Origin of the sequence: Oceanobacillus saliphilus (genome assembly GCF_023522835.1) — a bacterium.
GTDB classification, from domain to species: domain Bacteria; phylum Bacillota; class Bacilli; order Bacillales; family Amphibacillaceae; genus Oceanobacillus; species Oceanobacillus saliphilus.
Window position 1 is genome coordinate 162435 of sequence record NZ_JALCZU010000003.1, and the last position, 17175, is coordinate 179609.

The window sequence follows — 17175 nt, forward strand, 5'->3', positions numbered from 1 at the left end:
ATTCCCCCTCTACACCTGGCAGTTTTCAATAATCGTACTTATCCCTTGGCCTCCGCCAATACACAATGTTACAAGTCCATACTTTTCTCCACTTCTTTCCATTTCGTGAAGCAGTTTCGTCATTAAAATGGCTCCAGTAGCACCTAAAGGATGACCTAAAGCAATAGCTCCTCCATTCACATTAACTTTGTTCAGATCCAGCTTTAATTCATTCATAACAGCTAGAGACTGGGCAGCGAAAGCTTCATTTAACTCTATTAGTCCGATATCATCCAATGTCAAACCGGCTCGTTTTAAGGCAATTTGGGTGGAGCTTACGGGGCCAATGCCCATGATTTGAGGTGAAACGCCACTGACAGCATGCGATACAATTTTTGCTTTTGGTTTAACACCATGTTTTTGTACCGCATCTTCTGACATAAGCAAAACAGCTGATGCACCATCATTTCTGCCACTGCTGTTACCGGCAGTAACGGTACCATTATCCTTGAAAACCGCTTTTAACGTACTAAGTTTTTCAGGACTGGTTGCACGTGGATGTTCATCCGTCTTAAATATGTTAATTGTCTTTCTTTCTTTTACTTCATAAGGGACAATCTCTTTTTCAAATTTACCCGTATTTATTGCCTGACTTGCCCGCTCCTGGCTACTGAATGCAAACGCATCCTGTTCACTTCGGGAGATCCGATATCTTTCAGCCAGATTTTCAGCTGTTAATCCCATTGTCAGTTCTCCATATTCTTCCATTGGTTGTGATCGGAGCTGACTTTCCGTATTGGAATCCAATAATTGAGTGGATCCTGTCCCCAAACCATATCTCGCATGACGGATATAAAAAGGTGCAGTGCTCATAGACTCCACACCACCAGCAATAATCATATCGCCAACACCTCCGTTTATCTGGAGTGCCGCATTATTTATTGCCTGAAGGGAAGATCCACATTGCCGTTGTACCGTATATCCCGGCACCTCCACAGGCAGACCTGCCCGCAAGAGAGCAAGTCTTGCGATATTTGGATTGTCTGCACTTTGCTTCGTATGTCCAAGTATGACTTCGTCTACCAAACGCTTATCAACTTCCGTTCGATCAATGATTTCTTCAATTACTTTTGCAGCAAGAAAATCTGCTGGTACATTTTTCAATGCGCCACCCATTTTCCCGATAGCTGTTCTTATAGAATCTATCAAATATACAGCCGCCATAAAGTCCACCCCTTCCAATTTAAACTAGTAATTGCCTATACCATGGTTAACCCGCCATTTACCGATAATGTTTGACCTGTTACATAGTCAGCTTCAGGTGAGGTAAAATATGCAACGGCATTCGCAATATCTTTTGCTTCCGCCAACCTTCTGAATGGAATTGCTTTTTCCAATGCCTGAACAATCCCTTGATTATATGAACCAATTTCTGCTATAAGCGGTGTATTACTTGGACCTGGGGCAATACAATTAACGTTTAATTTATGTCTCGCCATTTCTCGGGCAAGAGTTTTTGTCAGCGCAATAATTCCTCCTTTAGCTGCAGAGTAGACCGCCTCACCACTTGAACCGACTCTTCCAGAATCCGATGCAATATTAACTACTTTTCCAGAGCCATTTTCAATCATAATCGGCAGTATTTCCTTGCACGTATGAATTTGCCCCATTAAATTAATATCAACGATCGTTTTCCATGTACTCGGTTCACTTTTCAGGAAAGGTTCTACTTTATCCCAACCAGCATTATTTACTAAAACATTTATCGTTTCAAAGTGGGTTAAGGATTCCTTCACTGCTTCCTGTACACTTTCCAATGTAGTTACATCACAATAGACCGCAAGAGCCTCCACATTTTCTTCTTTTAAAATAGCTACTGTTTTCTCAGCACCTTCCATATTAATATCCGCAACAATAATACGCATCGATTTTGAACCTAATGTTCTGGCAATCTCTCTACCAATCCCACTACCTGCTCCTGTAACAAAAGCTACTTGTTTTGTCATATCCAAACTCCTTTGTTAATTTTTATTGATCAATAGATTCCTTCAATTCTTCTCTCAGGCGAAACTTTTGAATTTTACCACTTGGTGTACGGGGGAAATCATCCACAATCTCCAAGCGTTCCGGCCAATACTGTTTTGCCACTCCTTTTCCCTTCAAAAAATCCTTTAGTTTTTCAAAAGTTAGTGGCTCTTTTCCCGGTTTCATACTAACAATTGCACAGGCTTTCTCCTGAAGTCGCTTATCTGGTATTGCAATCAGTTGCGCAACAGATATATCTGGATTTTCATGTAGGATATTTTCTACATATGCAACAGGGATATTTTCGCCACCCCGGATGATAATATCTTTATTTCTTCCAGTAATTCGAATATAACCATCCTCATCCATGACTGCACGGTCACCAGTAATAAACCAGCCGTCGTCTGTATGTTCAGCTCTTGTTATATCCATCCGCTTCAAGTAACCGATAAATTGTGCAGGTCCTTTGCTGAGTAATGCCCCTTCAACGTTCGGAGGGCAGATTTCTCCATTGGAATCGACAACTTTAACTTCCATTCCCGGGAAAGCGAAACCATCTGTCGTCGTTAACTTTTCATCTGAATCATCCAAAGCAGTTAATGTTACCAGGCCATTTTCCGATTGACCCCAGCCTGCAATTATTTTAAAATCTACTTTTTTATTGGCTTCTTTTACAAGCGGTCTTGGAAGGGGAGCACCAAGTGCAACAAATGTGCGGAATGAACGGATATCCTCCTTTTCAATTCCTTCCAGTTGAATCGTATCCTGAAGAAATGGTGTTGCAGATGCTGTAAAGGTTATTCCTTCTTTCTTTATTAGCTCTACAAATTCATGCGGGTTCCATATTTCCTGGTAAACTGCTGTACCTGCAATATGAGTGGGCAGTCTAACGCCATATCCGAATCCAGTCTGGTGTGCGAAAGTGGAAGCCATAAACATAACATCATCTTTACTCAAACGTAATCTATCAATCCAGTAGTCTGTCGATACACATAATGTATTATGTGTATGCATAACTCCTTTAGGGTCACCGGTAGTGCCTGAGGTAAAAATGATTTCTGTTATGTCGTTTGGATCCATTTCTATTTCATCGAGTATTGCTTTGTCTACCTTTTCCTCCCATGGTTCTTCAAACAACACTGTAAGCGGATTCATTTCCGATGGTACATTTTCACCCAATACAAATACACTTTCCATGGAAGGCCATTTTGGCTGGAGACGTTCAATCATTTCCGGATAATCAAAATTTCGAAACGTATCTGGAACCACAATCATTTTTGATTCGGCCATATTAACCATATAATTGATTTCCCTATCACGATAAATAGGTACTAATGGATTTGTAATTGCTCCAATCCTTGTTGCAGCATAATGAAGGATAATAAATTCATTCCAGTTTGGTAATTGGAGTGAAATGACATCCCCTTTTCCTAAACCATATTCCAATAGACCCAATGCGACCCGATCAACAAGTTTACCCAGCTCTTTGTACGTATAACGGCTTTTCTTATCGATGATCGCTACTTTATCAGGGTATTCTTCAATTGCTTTATTTAAATAATCCAAGATTGTCTTATTTGGCCAAAGATCCTGATACTCCCGGATATAATCTTCCGTTAAAATGGTTTCGAATTTCATCTACTAGCCTCCTATTATTTTCTGAATTTTTGAAAGTCAACAGATCTTTTCTCCAGAAAAGCATTCTTTCCTTCTTCCGATTCAGGCGTATTATAAAACATTGCCAAACTCCCCATCGAGAGTTGAGATATTCCTTGGATATTTGCAGAATCTGCATTAAACGAATACTTGAGCATTTTTAATGCTGTTGGACTTTTTTCTAGTATTTTTCTGGCCCATTCATCCGTTGCTTCTGCTAACTGATTAGCAGGAACTACTTTGTTTACTAACCCCATATCCTTGCATTCCTCTGCTGTATACTGCTCACATAAGTACCAGATTTCTCTTGCTTTCTTTTCTCCAACGATTCTTGCTAAATAGGCTGAGCCAAAACCAGCATCATAACTGCCTACTTTCGGACCACTCTGACCAAATTTTGCTGTATCTGCCGCAATGGTTAGATCACAAATCACATGCAGAACATGCCCACCGCCGATTGCAAATCCATTCACAGATGCAATGACAGGCTTCGGGATATTACGTATCGTCTGGTGTAAATTCTCTACCTCAAGTCCAATACCTCCTCCTAAACCGCCCGAGTAATCATAACCTCCTTCATTTCCCTTTTCCTTCTGATCTCCACCGACACAGAAAGCCTTCTCACCACTTCCTGTTAAGGTTACGACGCCAATCCGATTGTCATCCCAAGCATCACGGAATGTCCAGATTAACTCTTCAATTGTCTTTGCACGGAATGCATTATAGACCTGTGGGCGATTGATGGTAATTTTGGCTATCCCATCTACTTTTTCATAAAGTACATCTGTCAGTTCCATTACTTTTCCTCCATCCATTATTTGTTTGATACAGCGCTTTCATAAGAACGAAACTCTTTTCCGATAATATCATTGGCAATTACCATCTGATTTACCTGTGCAGTTCCATCTCCAATTTCAAGCCCGATGACATCACGAAGCCGCTGTTCAAGTGGCATTTCTTTCGTATAGGCGTAATGGCCATTTAGCAATAGACATTCATGGATAGCCTCCTGACTGCATTTCGGGCCAAGCCATTTTACGGAAGCCGATTCTTTCGTATGTTTCAATCCTTGATCGCGAAGCCATAACCCCCGGTAAGCCTGCCACTTGATCATTTCCAGCTGTGTATAATGCGTAACAATTGGAAAAGAAACACCCTGGTTCTTTGCAAGCGGTTTTCCAAAGGAATGTCTTGTTTTCACATGTTCGATTGTTTCATCCAGACTTTGTACTGCTGCACCAATGCATTGTAGCCCAATTAGTAATCGACTAAGATCGAAACCATTCATCACCTGTGAGAATCCCTTGTTTTCAAGGCCAATTAAGTATTCCTCTGGTACTTCTACATCATTTAAGTAAATGGAACCTCTGCCGATTGGAATATTTCCCATATCCTCATAACCCCTGCATTCCACTCCTGGAAGATCAGACGGGACAATAAATGCACTGATTCCCCGATTTCCAGCTTCCGGATTTGTTTTCGCAAAGATGATAAAGGCATCCCCTGCCGTTGCTACACTGATGCCAGATTTCTCTCCATTTAATACATAAACATCCCCTTTACGTATTGCAGTCGATTGAATTCCACCAGCATCCGTTCCTGCAGCAGGCTCTGTAATGGCAATACCTACAATCTTTTCGCCACTTGCAATTTGTGGCAGCCATTCCTGTTTCAATTCTTCTCGTGCATGATTATTGATAATTTCACCAATTAGGGAATTCAACATGACCGCATAGGTGAGATTGAAGTCACCTCTTCCGATTTCCTCAGCAGCTATACCTGTTGTTACACAATCTGCTCCACTTCCACCATATTCAATGGGAATTCTTAGTCCATTAACACCTAAATCACCTAGTTTTCTCCATAAATGTTTTGGTGTAACCATTTCCCTATCCCATTTCGTATAGTTGGGAAGCAATTCTTCTAATGAGAATTTCTTTAAGATTTTCCGAAAATCTTCTTGCTCCTCTGTAAATGAAAAGTTAAGCATTCAGTTCCCTCCCTTTCTTCTTTATAGTTGCAAAATTCATGCCAACATTAGTTACGTCATAAATAGGCAATGGCAATTAATTTTATTCGCAATTGGATTATCATTCTTAATTTTGCGAATTATTATTGCGAATTTATTTTATTTACATGCTAAATGCGAGCAAATCAAGAATAATGATTTGCTCGCATCAACATACGATTCACTTTAATCCATACTTTGAAATTTTACGATAGAGACTGGCAATATGAATATTCAATTTCTGGGCAGCTAAACTCCTGTCACCATTTGTTTCTTTTAATACTTGTTGGATTGCCTGTATTTCTGCTTTTCGGACTTCATGCTCCAAGCTTTCAATAACATATGGTTCCACTTTTTGCATCGGTTCAGGTGCACTTGAAGTAAGATAGAGCATATCCACAGTCAGTGTATCTCCTTCAATTATATTCATGCCTCGTTCAATACTAGACTTTAACTCTCGGACATTGCCAGGCCAATGATAGTTCAAAAGCCACTCCTCCAGTTTTGAGTCAATAAAATTTACTTCTTTGTTGAACTTCTCATTGTAATAATCAACAAATTCATATGCCAATTGTAAAATATCTTCTTTCCTTTTACGAAGTGGAGGAATTTGCAAATCAAATACATACAGCCTGAAAAACAAATCTTCTCTGAACTCTCCCTTTTTCACGAGTTCTTTAAGATCTCGGTTTGTGGCAGCTATAATACGAATATTTACCTGCTTACGTGTTGTTCCACCGAGTCTTTCCACTTCTCTTTCCTGCAAGACTCGCAGCAACTTCCCTTGTGATTGGTAGGTGAGTTCGGATATTTCATCAAGGAATAACGTACCCCCCTGGGCCAGTTCCACCTTACCTGGCTTTCCTTCTTTTTTGGCACCACTAAAAGCACCCGATTCGTATCCAAAAAGTTCAGACTCAAATAATTCATCGGGAATAGCTACACAATTTACAGCTATAAACGGTGAGTGGCTCCTGCCACTTAAACCATGAATGGCCTGGGCAAACAGTTCTTTACCTGTGCCACTTTCACCGGTTAATAGAATCGTAGAATTATTGTATGATATTTTAGCAGCTAATTCTTTAACACGTTGTATAGCTGGACTTTCTCCAATAATATCTTCAAAGCTATAGCGATTTTTCTTGATCGACTTTTTCTTATACTTTTGGGAATCGATAGAATTGAGAAACGAAACTATTTCTGAAGGGGCAATATCTTCCTGCCTAATTAAGATTCTATATAAAAAGCCACTATTTTCGGGATACACCTTGATTAAGCAGGAATGCCCAAATACAGTAGCAAAACTGATTTTCTGCTTTTCATAGGATGATGAGCGATGGATGATGGAATGAATGGAGACTCCAATCAAATCTTTCTCGTGTTTAGAGAATTTATTACAGAACGTGGAACTAACAAATAATACTTTTTGATTTTTGTCCGTTTTTATGGCTCCCCAATCATCTGTTAAGCCTAAACGATCCAGTTCTTTCTGCATTATAATCACCTATCATTTCTGATTTGATAAAACTAATACAACAACCTGACCTTTTATTACTTCAATTCCATTATGGTCATAGCAAGTAACTTTTTGCGTTAACCAATTTCGTTCCAGATTTATATCAATAATTACCATTTCGGCTGTTATGACATCACCTACGTGGACAGGAGAATAGAAAACGAGATCCTTCTGCAATAAGACACTCGGTACCCCGGGAAGCTTCGTACTGATTATTTCCGTAATTAATCCCTCGGTCAATAAAGCAGGAACAATAGGACGATCATAATAAGCTTTCCAAACCTCTTCACTCTGATTGTATACCGGACTGAAATCCCTCGTTAAATCACTGCTTTTTTTCACATCCGATTCCGTAAACGTACGTTCCAAAGTCGCTGTTTGTCCCTTGTATAATTTTGCTACTGTGCTCATGTTATGCCTCTTTTCCAACTTGCTATTATTTATCCCGCGCTGACAGATATTTACCCCACTTAAGAATTCGGGAGAAGCAAAGAATTGTAAGCGAGGATCAACTGATTGTAAAACCTGGATTATGTTTAACTAGTTCATACCTATGTTTGGGGAATATTTTGTACCGAACACATAGGTATATGTATGCGCTATCAATATTATGATTGACTTTTTAGAATATTTAACTTAAATTCTACTATAATCATATCTTAATAGCAAACGTTAGAATACTATTGGTAGTAGGTAGGTTTTCTTACCTACTAAAAAAACGGGAAATATAGGGGATTCACCACCCCACATAAACCCTCCACTGCACATACCCCATCACCATCACATACAGTACGAGCGCAAACTTCCAATTAAACTTCACACCATTCTTGAACCCACTCAATCCATTTTCACCACTCAGCACGATAATCGGCATCAGTACTGGGGACAGCAGAATTGAAATCGAACTTCCCAACGTTACAGCCAGAACGATAAGTTCAGGTGGATACGGTAGATAGATACTTTCCAGAATCCCTGCAACGAGAACCATTACCGTTAATGGTCCGAGCCCCACAAATCCCAGAATGATAATCATAAAAGGAAGGAAGTATAAGACATTCAGGAAAGGAAGCACCTCCTGCAAGGAATAGATACCATTCACGAAGAAGCTTGCAAAACCAGTTTGGCTCAGGGCAAAAATAAGTATCCCAGCTCCAAGCATGACACAGAGCTGATAGGATTGATGTGCCATATCTTCTCTAACATATGTTTTTGCAGTATCGATCAGTCGATTCACTTTGCGCTTGAAAACATAGTATGAAACAATCCATACCATAACGACCAGCGGGATTAGCACAAGCAATTCGATTTGTACGAAAGGGCTTAAAATAAAAATCGAACCGAAGAGGGAGATAAACAACACTGTAAATTCGATAACATTTCGGTTCATCGTCTTCTTATTGGAAGTATGGCTGAGAAGTTCTTCTATTTCTGATCTTAGCCCAGCAGTCAGGTTCACGCTATATTTTCGCTCTTCAAATTTTGAAAAGACAAGTGCAACTATAACACCAGCGACAGCTACAAGCATCCCCTGTAAGATGGAAACTCCAAGCGAGGCATTCATTGTCTCCACGACATATGCAAAGCTTGGGATACTCACAACCCACATAACAGACAGTGCAAATCCCCGAAGGATGGCAGTTCCTTTAAAGTGCTCCCATGCTTCTCCCTTTTCATCTTTCAGAATCATATTTACAAATTGATACATCATTGGGATGGATCCAAACAATAAGAAATAAGCGATGATTTGCGTAAATGAAATCATACCGAAATAAAACTTTCTGCTTGTATTGAGAAGGCGATGGCCAAACCCCATGATGGATTCCAGATAGGATTCTTCACGCAGTACCCAGCTGATCATCGGTACAATAACAAGCAACCCAATCATATTCCGCATCTGCAGAAAGCCATTCAATATACCTTGCGTAATTGATGTATCCGAGAATAATAAAATCACGATGCCTACGATAAACAGACCGAACGGCATTTTTATCTTTGGCGGTGTATAGGTAATCACTGTAAATACGAAAATGCCCATTCCACTAATGGACAGTAAAGTTAATAAACTATCATTTGCATTAAAATAAGTGTAGAAATGCAGTATGGTAAAGATGATTATGGAAAGGGTGAGTCCCCATTGGTTTACTTTCTTCATATTGTATTTGCTCCTGAATTTCTTTTTATTTCTATTCTTCCATAAATTCAGCCGTTAGTCTATAGCAACACTTTTTTTTAGCTAGAACACATAGAATACGTTTCATCCACCAAGCCTTTAGAAAATATCATCATTGTACGTATGCAGTTGGGAAATTTTTAGGAATACCTAAAAGCAGAAAAAGAACTGTTTATCTCAGCATTCGATTCTTGCTGAGATAAACAGTTCCATTTTTTGGCAGGATGTTAGTCTTTATACCTTACCGCTATATTCTTAACGACCGTATAATTATAAAGCGCAATCCAGCCCTTTTCCCTACCAAATCCACTTTTCTTATAGCCGCCAAATGGCATCTGAACACCGCCGCCGGCTCCGTAATTATTAATAAACACTTGCCCGGAATCAATTCTGCTTGCCAGGAAATGTGCACGATTGATATCCTTCGTCCAAATTCCAGCGACTAAGCCATATTCCGTACTGTTCGCTAATTCAAGTGCTTCCTCCGTATCTTTAAATGTAAATACAGTCATGACCGGTCCGAAAATTTCCTCCTGGGCAAGTTTGCTTTCAGGAGTGATCCCATCGATGATTGTTGGCTCGAGGTAAAAGCCACCTTCATAGCCTTCAACGTTTGCCTGATTTCCGCCTGTTAGGATTTTCCCTTCCTCTTTTGCAAGTTCAACAAATTCCATAATGCGGTTGAATTGCTTTTCGTTCAGGATCGGACCAATATCCTTATCTTCGATGCCTGCACTTACTTCCAGACTTTTAAACCGATCGACAACCTTGCCCAAAAATTCATCCTTGAATGATTCCTCAATTAGTAATCTGGAGCCTGCTGAACAGGTCTGTCCTGCATTTTGGATAATCGCGCGGACAACACCATCAACTGTCTTTTCCATATCACAATCGGCAAAAACGATATTCGGTGACTTCCCGCCAAGCTCTAACGTGACAGGCACGACATTCGCAGTTGCTGCCTGTGCTACTGCTATCCCTGTTTGAACGGAACCCGTAAATGTCACATGATTCACAGCTGGATGCCCGGATAATGCTGAACCGGCTTCATAGCCATATCCTGTCACATGATTGAATACGCCACTTGGAAGTTCCAGTTCATCAAAGTATTGTGTCAGTTTATTGGCGGACATCGGTGTATCCTCTGCGCTTTTCACGACTACCGTATTGCCCATTGCAATAGCCGCCGCAACGCTGCGTGAAATAATTTGAATCGGATAATTCCATGGAATAATATGAGCTGTGACACCAACTGGTTCACGAACAACATAATCAAGTAGCCCGTCCTCAATCGGAATCGTATCACCCATAACTTTATCTGCCGCTCCACCATAAAATCGGAAATAGCGGATTGCTGCATCTACATCTGCATATCCTTGGGAAAGCGGTTTTCCTACATCTACCGTCTCCAACCTTGCGAGTTCATCTCGATTCGCTTTCAGTTTATCTGCAATGGCAAATAATAGATCTCCTCTTTCATGTGGTTTAACCTTTCGCCATGCTTCATCGCGAAATGCCTTCTTCGCCGCCTCCACTGCAGAACTTACATCTTCCTTCGTACCACGGGGGATACTCGCTATCACTACACCGGATGATGGATTTTTTACATCGATTGCTTCACCATTCGAACTGTCGACCCAGTTCCCATTAATATACATCTTTAATCTTTCCACAAGAACCCTCCTCTTTTATTTTTCTATTCGACAAATCCCGACAAAATTCGGGTAGTGACAGGCACTTATATATTTCTTCCGCCGTCTACGTGCAGGATAGTGCCTGTAATCATGTTTGCTTCCTCAGATAATAGAAATTTGATGGAGTTCGCTATGTCGTTTGGTTGGATCAGTCTACCGAGTGGTACACTTTTTTCGAAGATTTCCTTTTTCGTGTCTTCCACCTTAGCTCCTGCTGCGGCAAATTGGCCAAGCATCGTTGTGTCTGCTGGTCCGGGATGCAAGATATTTACATTTATATGAAAGGGTGCCAGTTCTAATGCCAACGCCTTCGTAAATGTCTCGACCGCTCCCTTTGATGCAACATAAGCTTGCAGTCCCGGTCTCGGTCTTGTCGCTGAAACAGAACCTACATTAACAATCTTACCGGATTTGTTTCCTTTCATATATCGAGCTGCTTCCCGGCAGGTGAGGAAAGTCATTGTCAGATTGATATCCATTATTTTATGGAATTCCTGCAAACTCACTTCATTAATTGGCGTCGCAGGCTGCGCAATTCCAGCAATATTCACCAAGCCATCTATACTGCCAAATCGTTCGGATGATGTTTTAAATGCTTTTTCAACCGTTTCTTCATCCAAAAGGTTACCTTTATAAGCCATGAAATTTTCTTGTCCAACAAATGGAGCCAGTGAATCTGTATTTAGATCACAACCGACCACATTCGCACCATTCTCTAATAGTAATTCCACGGTAGCTTTTCCCATTCCACCGCCTGCACCTGTTACTAAAATCGTTTTGCCTTTGACAGTCATTATTATCACTCCGTTTACTATCGTTTTGCTTGATGAAAGTTAGTTGTGAACTGTTTTTTCTATCCGAGCAGTTTTTCTGCAATGGCACTTCCTACTTCTTCTGTAGTTGCCGTACCTCCAATATCTGGAGTCAAATGTTTTTTCTCTACCAATAATTCTTCAATTGCGTGTAAAATCTTATCGTGCAAATCCCTTCTCCCCAAATGTTCCAGCATCAGTGCGGCTGACCAGATTTGGGCAATTGGATTCGCTATTCCTTTCCCGGCAATATCTGGTGCTGAACCGTGAACAGCTTCGAACATCGATGGGAACTCTCGGGAAGGATTAATGTTTCCTGAAGGAGCAACTCCCAATCCGCCAACAATTGCTGACCCTAAATCGGATAGAATATCTCCGAATAAATTGGAAGCTAACACAACCTGAAAACTTTCCGGACGCTGTACAAAATAGGCAGCAAGCGCATCGATATAATAGCGCTCATAAGCAATATCTGGATTAGCTACAGCAACTTCTTCCACAATCTGGTCCCAGAACTTCATCGCATGGATAATCGCATTGGATTTAGTAGCATTCGTCACTTTATTTAAATCATGCTCACGGGCATACCGATAGGCAAATTCCGTTATCTGGGTAACACCCTGTCTTGTCATGATGGTATTTTGGACAGCCATTTCACGCGATTCTCCATGAAACATTGTCCCGCCAATATTCGAATATTCACCTTCACCATTTTCACGAATAATCACAAAATCAATTGGGTCTTCTTTTCTCAGTGGACTCGCTAGACCTTTCAATAGCTTGACTGGTCTAAAATTGACATATTGCTGGAAGTTCTTACGGATTGGCATAATCAAGTCCCAAATGGATATCTGATCAGGTACACGTTCGTCTCCAATCGCCCCAAACAGAATACTGTCATATTCCTTTAAAACTTCCAATCCATTCTCAGGCATCATTCGTCCATGATCTAAATAATACTGACTATTCCAATTAAACTCTTCCACTTCGAATTCAAAACTCTGGTCAACCTTTGCCAGAGCATGTAAAACCTTCACTGCTTCTTTTGTAACTTCAGGTCCAATACCATCTCCAGGCAAGACAGCAATTTTATACGTACTCAATGTTAAACACCTCTCCCTATCTATTTAGCAACAGTAAGCTTAATGCTGGTACAAATGAAATGACTAATAAACTAATGATCATTACGATAATAAACGGTATGATTGCCCGTATGACGTGTTCAATTTTTGTGCCCGATATGTTGGAGGCAACAAACAGATTCACTCCGACCGGTGGCGTAATAAATCCGATGGCAAGGTTGACAATCATGATAATTCCAAAATGGACCAAATCAATACCCAATGCCGTTGCAATTGGAGCAAGGATTGGTGTCATAATAATGATTGCGGCAGAAGTCTCGATGAACGTACCGATAATAAGCAATAGCAAGTTAATGATCAGTAGCGCAATGATTACATTATCCGTAATACCAAGCATGAATTCTGCCATTTCCCTTGGCACTCTTTCCCTCGTCAGATAATAGCCGAACACGGAAGCCCCAGCAATAATGAACAGAATAACCGCACTCATGACAACCGATTTAGAAAATATCTCCGGTATATCTTTTAACTTAATTTCTCGGTAGATAACAATTCCAACGATAAGGCCATAAACGACAGCCACGACAGCAGCTTCAGTAGGTGTAAATATACCTCCATAAATACCGCCTAATATAATAACAGGCATTAGCAGCGCAAGAATGGCATCAAAGAATGCTTTCGTCAATTCCTTGAATGTAAATGTCTCTCCCCCACCATATCCCTGTTTTAAAGATATAACATAAACTAAAATCATGAGCGACAAAGTGACAAGTACCCCTGGAATTACCCCAGCAATAAACAACTCACTGATCGATACACCAGCAGTAACCCCGTACAATACAAGTGGCACACTAGGAGGGATCATCACCCCAATTGTTCCACCAGCAGCTTGGATTGCCGTAGAAAAACTTTTATCATATCCTTTTTTCACCATTGCTGGAATTAGAATGGAACCAACAGCAGCTGTTGTCGCTGCAGCTGATCCAGAAATAGCCGCAAAAAATGCACAAGCTGCAATCGAAACAATTGCAAGTCCGCCGTTCACTCGACCAAATATTACATTGGCAAAATGAATCAGCCTTCTGGAGATACCCCCACTTTCCATTAATTTACCGGCAAGTATAAAGAAAGGAATGGCAAGAAGTGGAAATGAGTCCACTGAATTAAACATTCGTTGCATGATTACAATCAATGAAACATCTCCCTGAATCAGGAAAATAAACGAAGCAGAGACTGCAAGTGCAATCGCTATTGGTACATTGATGAAAAACAATAAAATCATGATGCTAAACAGCAGTATCGTCATGCTCGCTGCCCCCTTTCAAAGCTTCCACGAAATTGGACAGATGATTTACCGCCAAAAGCAGACCACTGATTGGAATGACTAAATAGAGCATCCCCATCGGTATGCGGAGGACCGGGGATAATTGGTTCATGGCGCTATTCGCCAGACTGAATCCCTGAACAATCATAAGCAGATAGAACAACAAACAGACAAGCAGAGCGATCATTTGCATTACTTTCTTTCCAGCTGGTGGAAATCTATCTACTAAAATTTCTATTCCTATATGTTGTTTTAAAGACATGGCATAAGCAGCACCCAAAAATGTCAAAACGACTAAGCTGTATCGCGCCAGTTCTTCCGTCCATGCCAGCGGATTATTCAGAACAAACCTGAACACTACTTGCATAAAAGTGGAAAATACGAGAATAGCCATGATGATATTGAGGAAATGTTTCATACCGTAATTTATGTAATTTACAATTCGCTGCACTAAATCCTCCCCCTATTTCATGAGAGAAAACAGGAGAAAATTACATTCTCCTGTTCCTCCACTGATCACAGAACATATTCTATTGTTGTGCATCTAAAATTCTATTTAATAGTTCCTGATGCTCAACCATGTCATATACTGGTCTTACCGCATCTTGGAATGGAGCAACATCGATATCTTCAATAATTTCCATCCCTTGTTCTTTCAATATTTCTATCGAATCCTGTTCCATTTCTACAATCATGTCGCGCTCAATCGCACCAATTCGCTCTCCTTCTTCAACAACAATCTCACGTAAGTCTTCAGGAAGTTTCTCGTATGTTTGCTTACTCATCATATAAATTGCGACAGAATAGACATGGCCAGTTAATGTCATGTAGTTCTGATTGGATTCAAAGAGACTGTATTGATCTGCAACGATTGCCGGGTTCTCCTGGGCATCAACTACTCCTTGCTGGAGGGCAGTCAAAGCTTCTGTCCATGCCATTGGAGTCGGCTGTGCGCCCAATTTTTCAAAAGCAGCCAAGTGGATTTCATTTTCTTGCGTTCTGATTTTTACTCCTTTTAAATCTTCCGGTTTTTCAATTGGATGTGTACTGTTTGTAATGTGTCGGTATCCATTTTCAGCCCACGACAATCCAATAATTCCTTGTTCATCCAAAGCAGCGAAAAGCTCATCGCCAATTTCACCCTCTAAAACTTCCACAGCAGATTCACGGTCATTAAATAGGAATGGTGCATCCAATACTGCAAGTTCCGGTACAAAGTTCGTCACTGGAGCGGTAGAAGAGACTACCAGATCTACGGTACCCAATGTCATTCCCTCGGTTAATTCCCTTTCAGCTCCTATTTCACTAAACGGAAAAACTTCAATTATTACTCTTCCATCTGTTCTCTCTTCTACATTTTCTTTCATTTCCAACAATGCTAGATGATATGGATGATCATCTGGAAGTGAGTGTCCTGCCTGTAATGTATAAACCTCTTCACCATCTGCAGCACCGCCGCCACAGGCAGCTAAAAACAACATGGCAGAAAACATAATAAGCATACTCAATTTCTTTTTCATACGATTGCCTCCCATTACTAATCTATTTTTTAAAAACTACTTAGTCGATTTTTCTTCTCCGAAATTGTTAGTCATACTTTTCAAAAAACTTTATGTATAAGTTTTCCTGCTAAGTTCCTCTATTACTTCCTACAAGATAATTAGAGAAAAAAATTGTATTTATAACAAATTCCATCAAAATCACCAAATGGTTAAAACATATACTACCTAATTTAAAATAGTTTGTAAATAGAATTATCAAATATTTTTCTATAAACATAACAATATTTTTGTCAAATTTCCTCACTTGGTAAAAATTCACTAGAAAAGATTTATGTACGACTATTTCAGTAACTAAATGAAAGCTATTTTTTCTGAAAAGGGTGATGTTTCAGGAAAATTTCCAACTGGAGAAAATCTCGATGCCACTATAATCATAACGAAAAATATAACCTGATGCTAGTTATTTTATGAAAATACTTATTTTTGACAAAATTAAAAATCACCAGTTCCTTCATCTCGACGAAAGAGCGTAAGGAACAGCTGATTTTTTTATTGCCCGGGAAATAACCTGACGAAAATTGTCTGAATGACTCTACCAATCCGATCTCAATCGACAAATTATGGCAGTTGTATAGCTATCGAATAACTGTTTCTGCCATACACGGTGATGACTGTACATAATCTGATGCCAGGTACATTTTCTTTCCAAAAACTTCGGTGGCTTGTCGTCTCATGAGAGCAAAATCTCCATCAGATGGCAGGTGGGTCAGGACTAACTTCTTAACATTTGCTTTTTTAGCTATTGTTGCTGCTTCGATTGCATCCATGTGGCCTGTTCCAACAGTATGGCTGCTCCCTTCACAAATGGTAGCCTCACAAACGAATAAATCTGCATCTTTTGCAAAGTCTATTAAAGACTCGATATACTCCGTATCTGCTGAATAGACAAACACTTCATCTTTATAGGTTATCTTAACGGCATAACAGGGGATCGTATGGTTGACGGATAGAAATTCAATTTCAGCTCCAGCCAGTCTCAATGGTTTCAATGGATTAAGCGGAACATTTTCCGATTGCCCGCTTTGAATTTGATTCCATATTTCCTTAGGTTCTGTTGGTGCAAAGATTTTCATTTTTTCCTTTGCTCTGCCCGTTCGTAAAGCACCTGCCATTGCGTATTGCAATACACCTATATCCCCCATATGATCATAATGCAAGTGGGATAAAATAACCCCTGATAGATTTTCTACTTTCGTTTTCAAATAGAGCTTACTCATGACACCACTGCCACAGTCGAGTAGTATCTTCCCCTCATCAGTAGTGATTAGAATGCCTGCAGTGGCTCCTCCCCTCGTTGGAAAACCACCCCAATAACCTAAAATATCAATTTTCATCATTTTTCTGTTC

The 17175-nt window shown here is 40.1% G+C and carries 15 protein-coding genes; all 15 read right to left on the minus strand.

Going from position 1 to position 17175, the window contains the following annotated elements:
• Positions 1 to 9: 9 nt before the first annotated feature.
• Entirely contained in the window at positions 10 to 1203 is a 1194-nt protein-coding gene (locus MN204_RS07020) for a thiolase family protein (RefSeq protein WP_249870392.1), read from the minus strand.
• Between the two features lie 35 nt (positions 1204 to 1238).
• Entirely contained in the window at positions 1239 to 1985 is a 747-nt protein-coding gene (locus MN204_RS07025; RefSeq protein WP_249870393.1) for an SDR family NAD(P)-dependent oxidoreductase, read from the minus strand.
• Between the two features lie 22 nt (positions 1986 to 2007).
• Positions 2008 to 3642, minus strand: coding sequence for an AMP-binding protein (locus MN204_RS07030; RefSeq protein WP_249870394.1), 1635 nt, complete (start codon positions 3640 to 3642; stop codon positions 2008 to 2010).
• A 14-nt stretch (positions 3643 to 3656) separates the two neighbouring features.
• On the minus strand, positions 3657 to 4457 hold the full coding sequence (gene menB, locus MN204_RS07035) for a 1,4-dihydroxy-2-naphthoyl-CoA synthase (protein WP_249870395.1): 801 nt from the start codon (positions 4455 to 4457) through the stop codon (positions 3657 to 3659).
• 17 nt (positions 4458 to 4474) lie between these two features.
• Positions 4475 to 5650 carry an acyl-CoA dehydrogenase family protein gene (locus MN204_RS07040; RefSeq protein WP_249870396.1) on the minus strand — a complete coding sequence of 392 codons (1176 nt, stop codon included), beginning with the start codon at positions 5648 to 5650 and terminating at the stop codon, positions 4475 to 4477.
• Between the two features lie 199 nt (positions 5651 to 5849).
• Positions 5850 to 7163, minus strand: a complete 1314-nt coding sequence (locus MN204_RS07045) for a sigma-54 interaction domain-containing protein (RefSeq protein ID WP_249870397.1) — start codon at positions 7161 to 7163, stop codon at positions 5850 to 5852.
• 12 nt (positions 7164 to 7175) lie between these two features.
• A complete protein-coding gene (locus MN204_RS07050; protein WP_249870398.1) occupies positions 7176 to 7595 on the minus strand; it encodes a hotdog family protein in 420 nt (139 codons plus the stop codon).
• 325 nt (positions 7596 to 7920) lie between these two features.
• Entirely contained in the window at positions 7921 to 9336 is a 1416-nt protein-coding gene (locus MN204_RS07055) for a hypothetical protein (protein ID WP_249870399.1), read from the minus strand.
• 245 nt (positions 9337 to 9581) lie between these two features.
• On the minus strand, positions 9582 to 11027 hold the full coding sequence (locus MN204_RS07060; protein ID WP_249870400.1) for an aldehyde dehydrogenase family protein: 1446 nt from the start codon (positions 11025 to 11027) through the stop codon (positions 9582 to 9584).
• A 65-nt stretch (positions 11028 to 11092) separates the two neighbouring features.
• Positions 11093 to 11842, minus strand: coding sequence for an SDR family NAD(P)-dependent oxidoreductase (locus MN204_RS07065; RefSeq protein WP_249870401.1), 750 nt, complete (start codon positions 11840 to 11842; stop codon positions 11093 to 11095).
• Positions 11843 to 11901: 59 nt separating this feature from the next.
• Positions 11902 to 12963, minus strand: coding sequence for a tartrate dehydrogenase (locus tag MN204_RS07070; RefSeq protein ID WP_249870402.1), 1062 nt, complete (start codon positions 12961 to 12963; stop codon positions 11902 to 11904).
• A gap of 16 nt (positions 12964 to 12979) precedes the next feature.
• A complete protein-coding gene (locus MN204_RS07075) occupies positions 12980 to 14248 on the minus strand; it encodes a TRAP transporter large permease (RefSeq protein WP_249870403.1) in 1269 nt (422 codons plus the stop codon).
• Positions 14229 to 14717, minus strand: a complete 489-nt coding sequence (locus MN204_RS07080) for a TRAP transporter small permease (protein ID WP_249870404.1) — start codon at positions 14715 to 14717, stop codon at positions 14229 to 14231. The genes MN204_RS07075 and MN204_RS07080 overlap by 20 nt, the downstream gene beginning before the upstream one ends.
• A gap of 79 nt (positions 14718 to 14796) precedes the next feature.
• Complete coding sequence (locus MN204_RS07085) at positions 14797 to 15786, minus strand: TRAP transporter substrate-binding protein (RefSeq protein WP_249870405.1); 990 nt, start codon at positions 15784 to 15786, stop codon at positions 14797 to 14799.
• 617 nt (positions 15787 to 16403) lie between these two features.
• Positions 16404 to 17165, minus strand: coding sequence for an MBL fold metallo-hydrolase (locus MN204_RS07090; protein WP_249870406.1), 762 nt, complete (start codon positions 17163 to 17165; stop codon positions 16404 to 16406).
• Between the last annotated feature and the right edge of the window lie 10 nt (positions 17166 to 17175).

Excerpts from the sequence above, each read along its gene's own strand:
- MN204_RS07020 (WP_249870392.1), bottom strand. The coding sequence starts at position 1,203 with ATGGCGGCTGTATATTTGATAGATTCTATAAGAACAGCTATCGGGAAA.
- MN204_RS07025 (WP_249870393.1), bottom strand. The coding sequence starts at position 1,985 with ATGACAAAACAAGTAGCTTTTGTTACAGGAGCAGGTAGTGGGATTGGT.
- MN204_RS07030 (WP_249870394.1), bottom strand. The coding sequence starts at position 3,642 with ATGAAATTCGAAACCATTTTAACGGAAGATTATATCCGGGAGTATCAG.
- menB (WP_249870395.1), bottom strand. The coding sequence starts at position 4,457 with ATGGAACTGACAGATGTACTTTATGAAAAAGTAGATGGGATAGCCAAA.
- MN204_RS07040 (WP_249870396.1), bottom strand. The coding sequence starts at position 5,650 with ATGCTTAACTTTTCATTTACAGAGGAGCAAGAAGATTTTCGGAAAATC.
- MN204_RS07045 (WP_249870397.1), bottom strand. The coding sequence starts at position 7,163 with ATGCAGAAAGAACTGGATCGTTTAGGCTTAACAGATGATTGGGGAGCC.
- MN204_RS07050 (WP_249870398.1), bottom strand. The coding sequence starts at position 7,595 with ATGAGCACAGTAGCAAAATTATACAAGGGACAAACAGCGACTTTGGAA.
- MN204_RS07055 (WP_249870399.1), bottom strand. The coding sequence starts at position 9,336 with ATGAAGAAAGTAAACCAATGGGGACTCACCCTTTCCATAATCATCTTT.
- MN204_RS07065 (WP_249870401.1), bottom strand. The coding sequence starts at position 11,842 with ATGACTGTCAAAGGCAAAACGATTTTAGTAACAGGTGCAGGCGGTGGA.
- MN204_RS07075 (WP_249870403.1), bottom strand. The coding sequence starts at position 14,248 with ATGACGATACTGCTGTTTAGCATCATGATTTTATTGTTTTTCATCAAT.
- MN204_RS07085 (WP_249870405.1), bottom strand. The coding sequence starts at position 15,786 with ATGAAAAAGAAATTGAGTATGCTTATTATGTTTTCTGCCATGTTGTTT.
- MN204_RS07090 (WP_249870406.1), bottom strand. The coding sequence starts at position 17,165 with ATGATGAAAATTGATATTTTAGGTTATTGGGGTGGTTTTCCAACGAGG.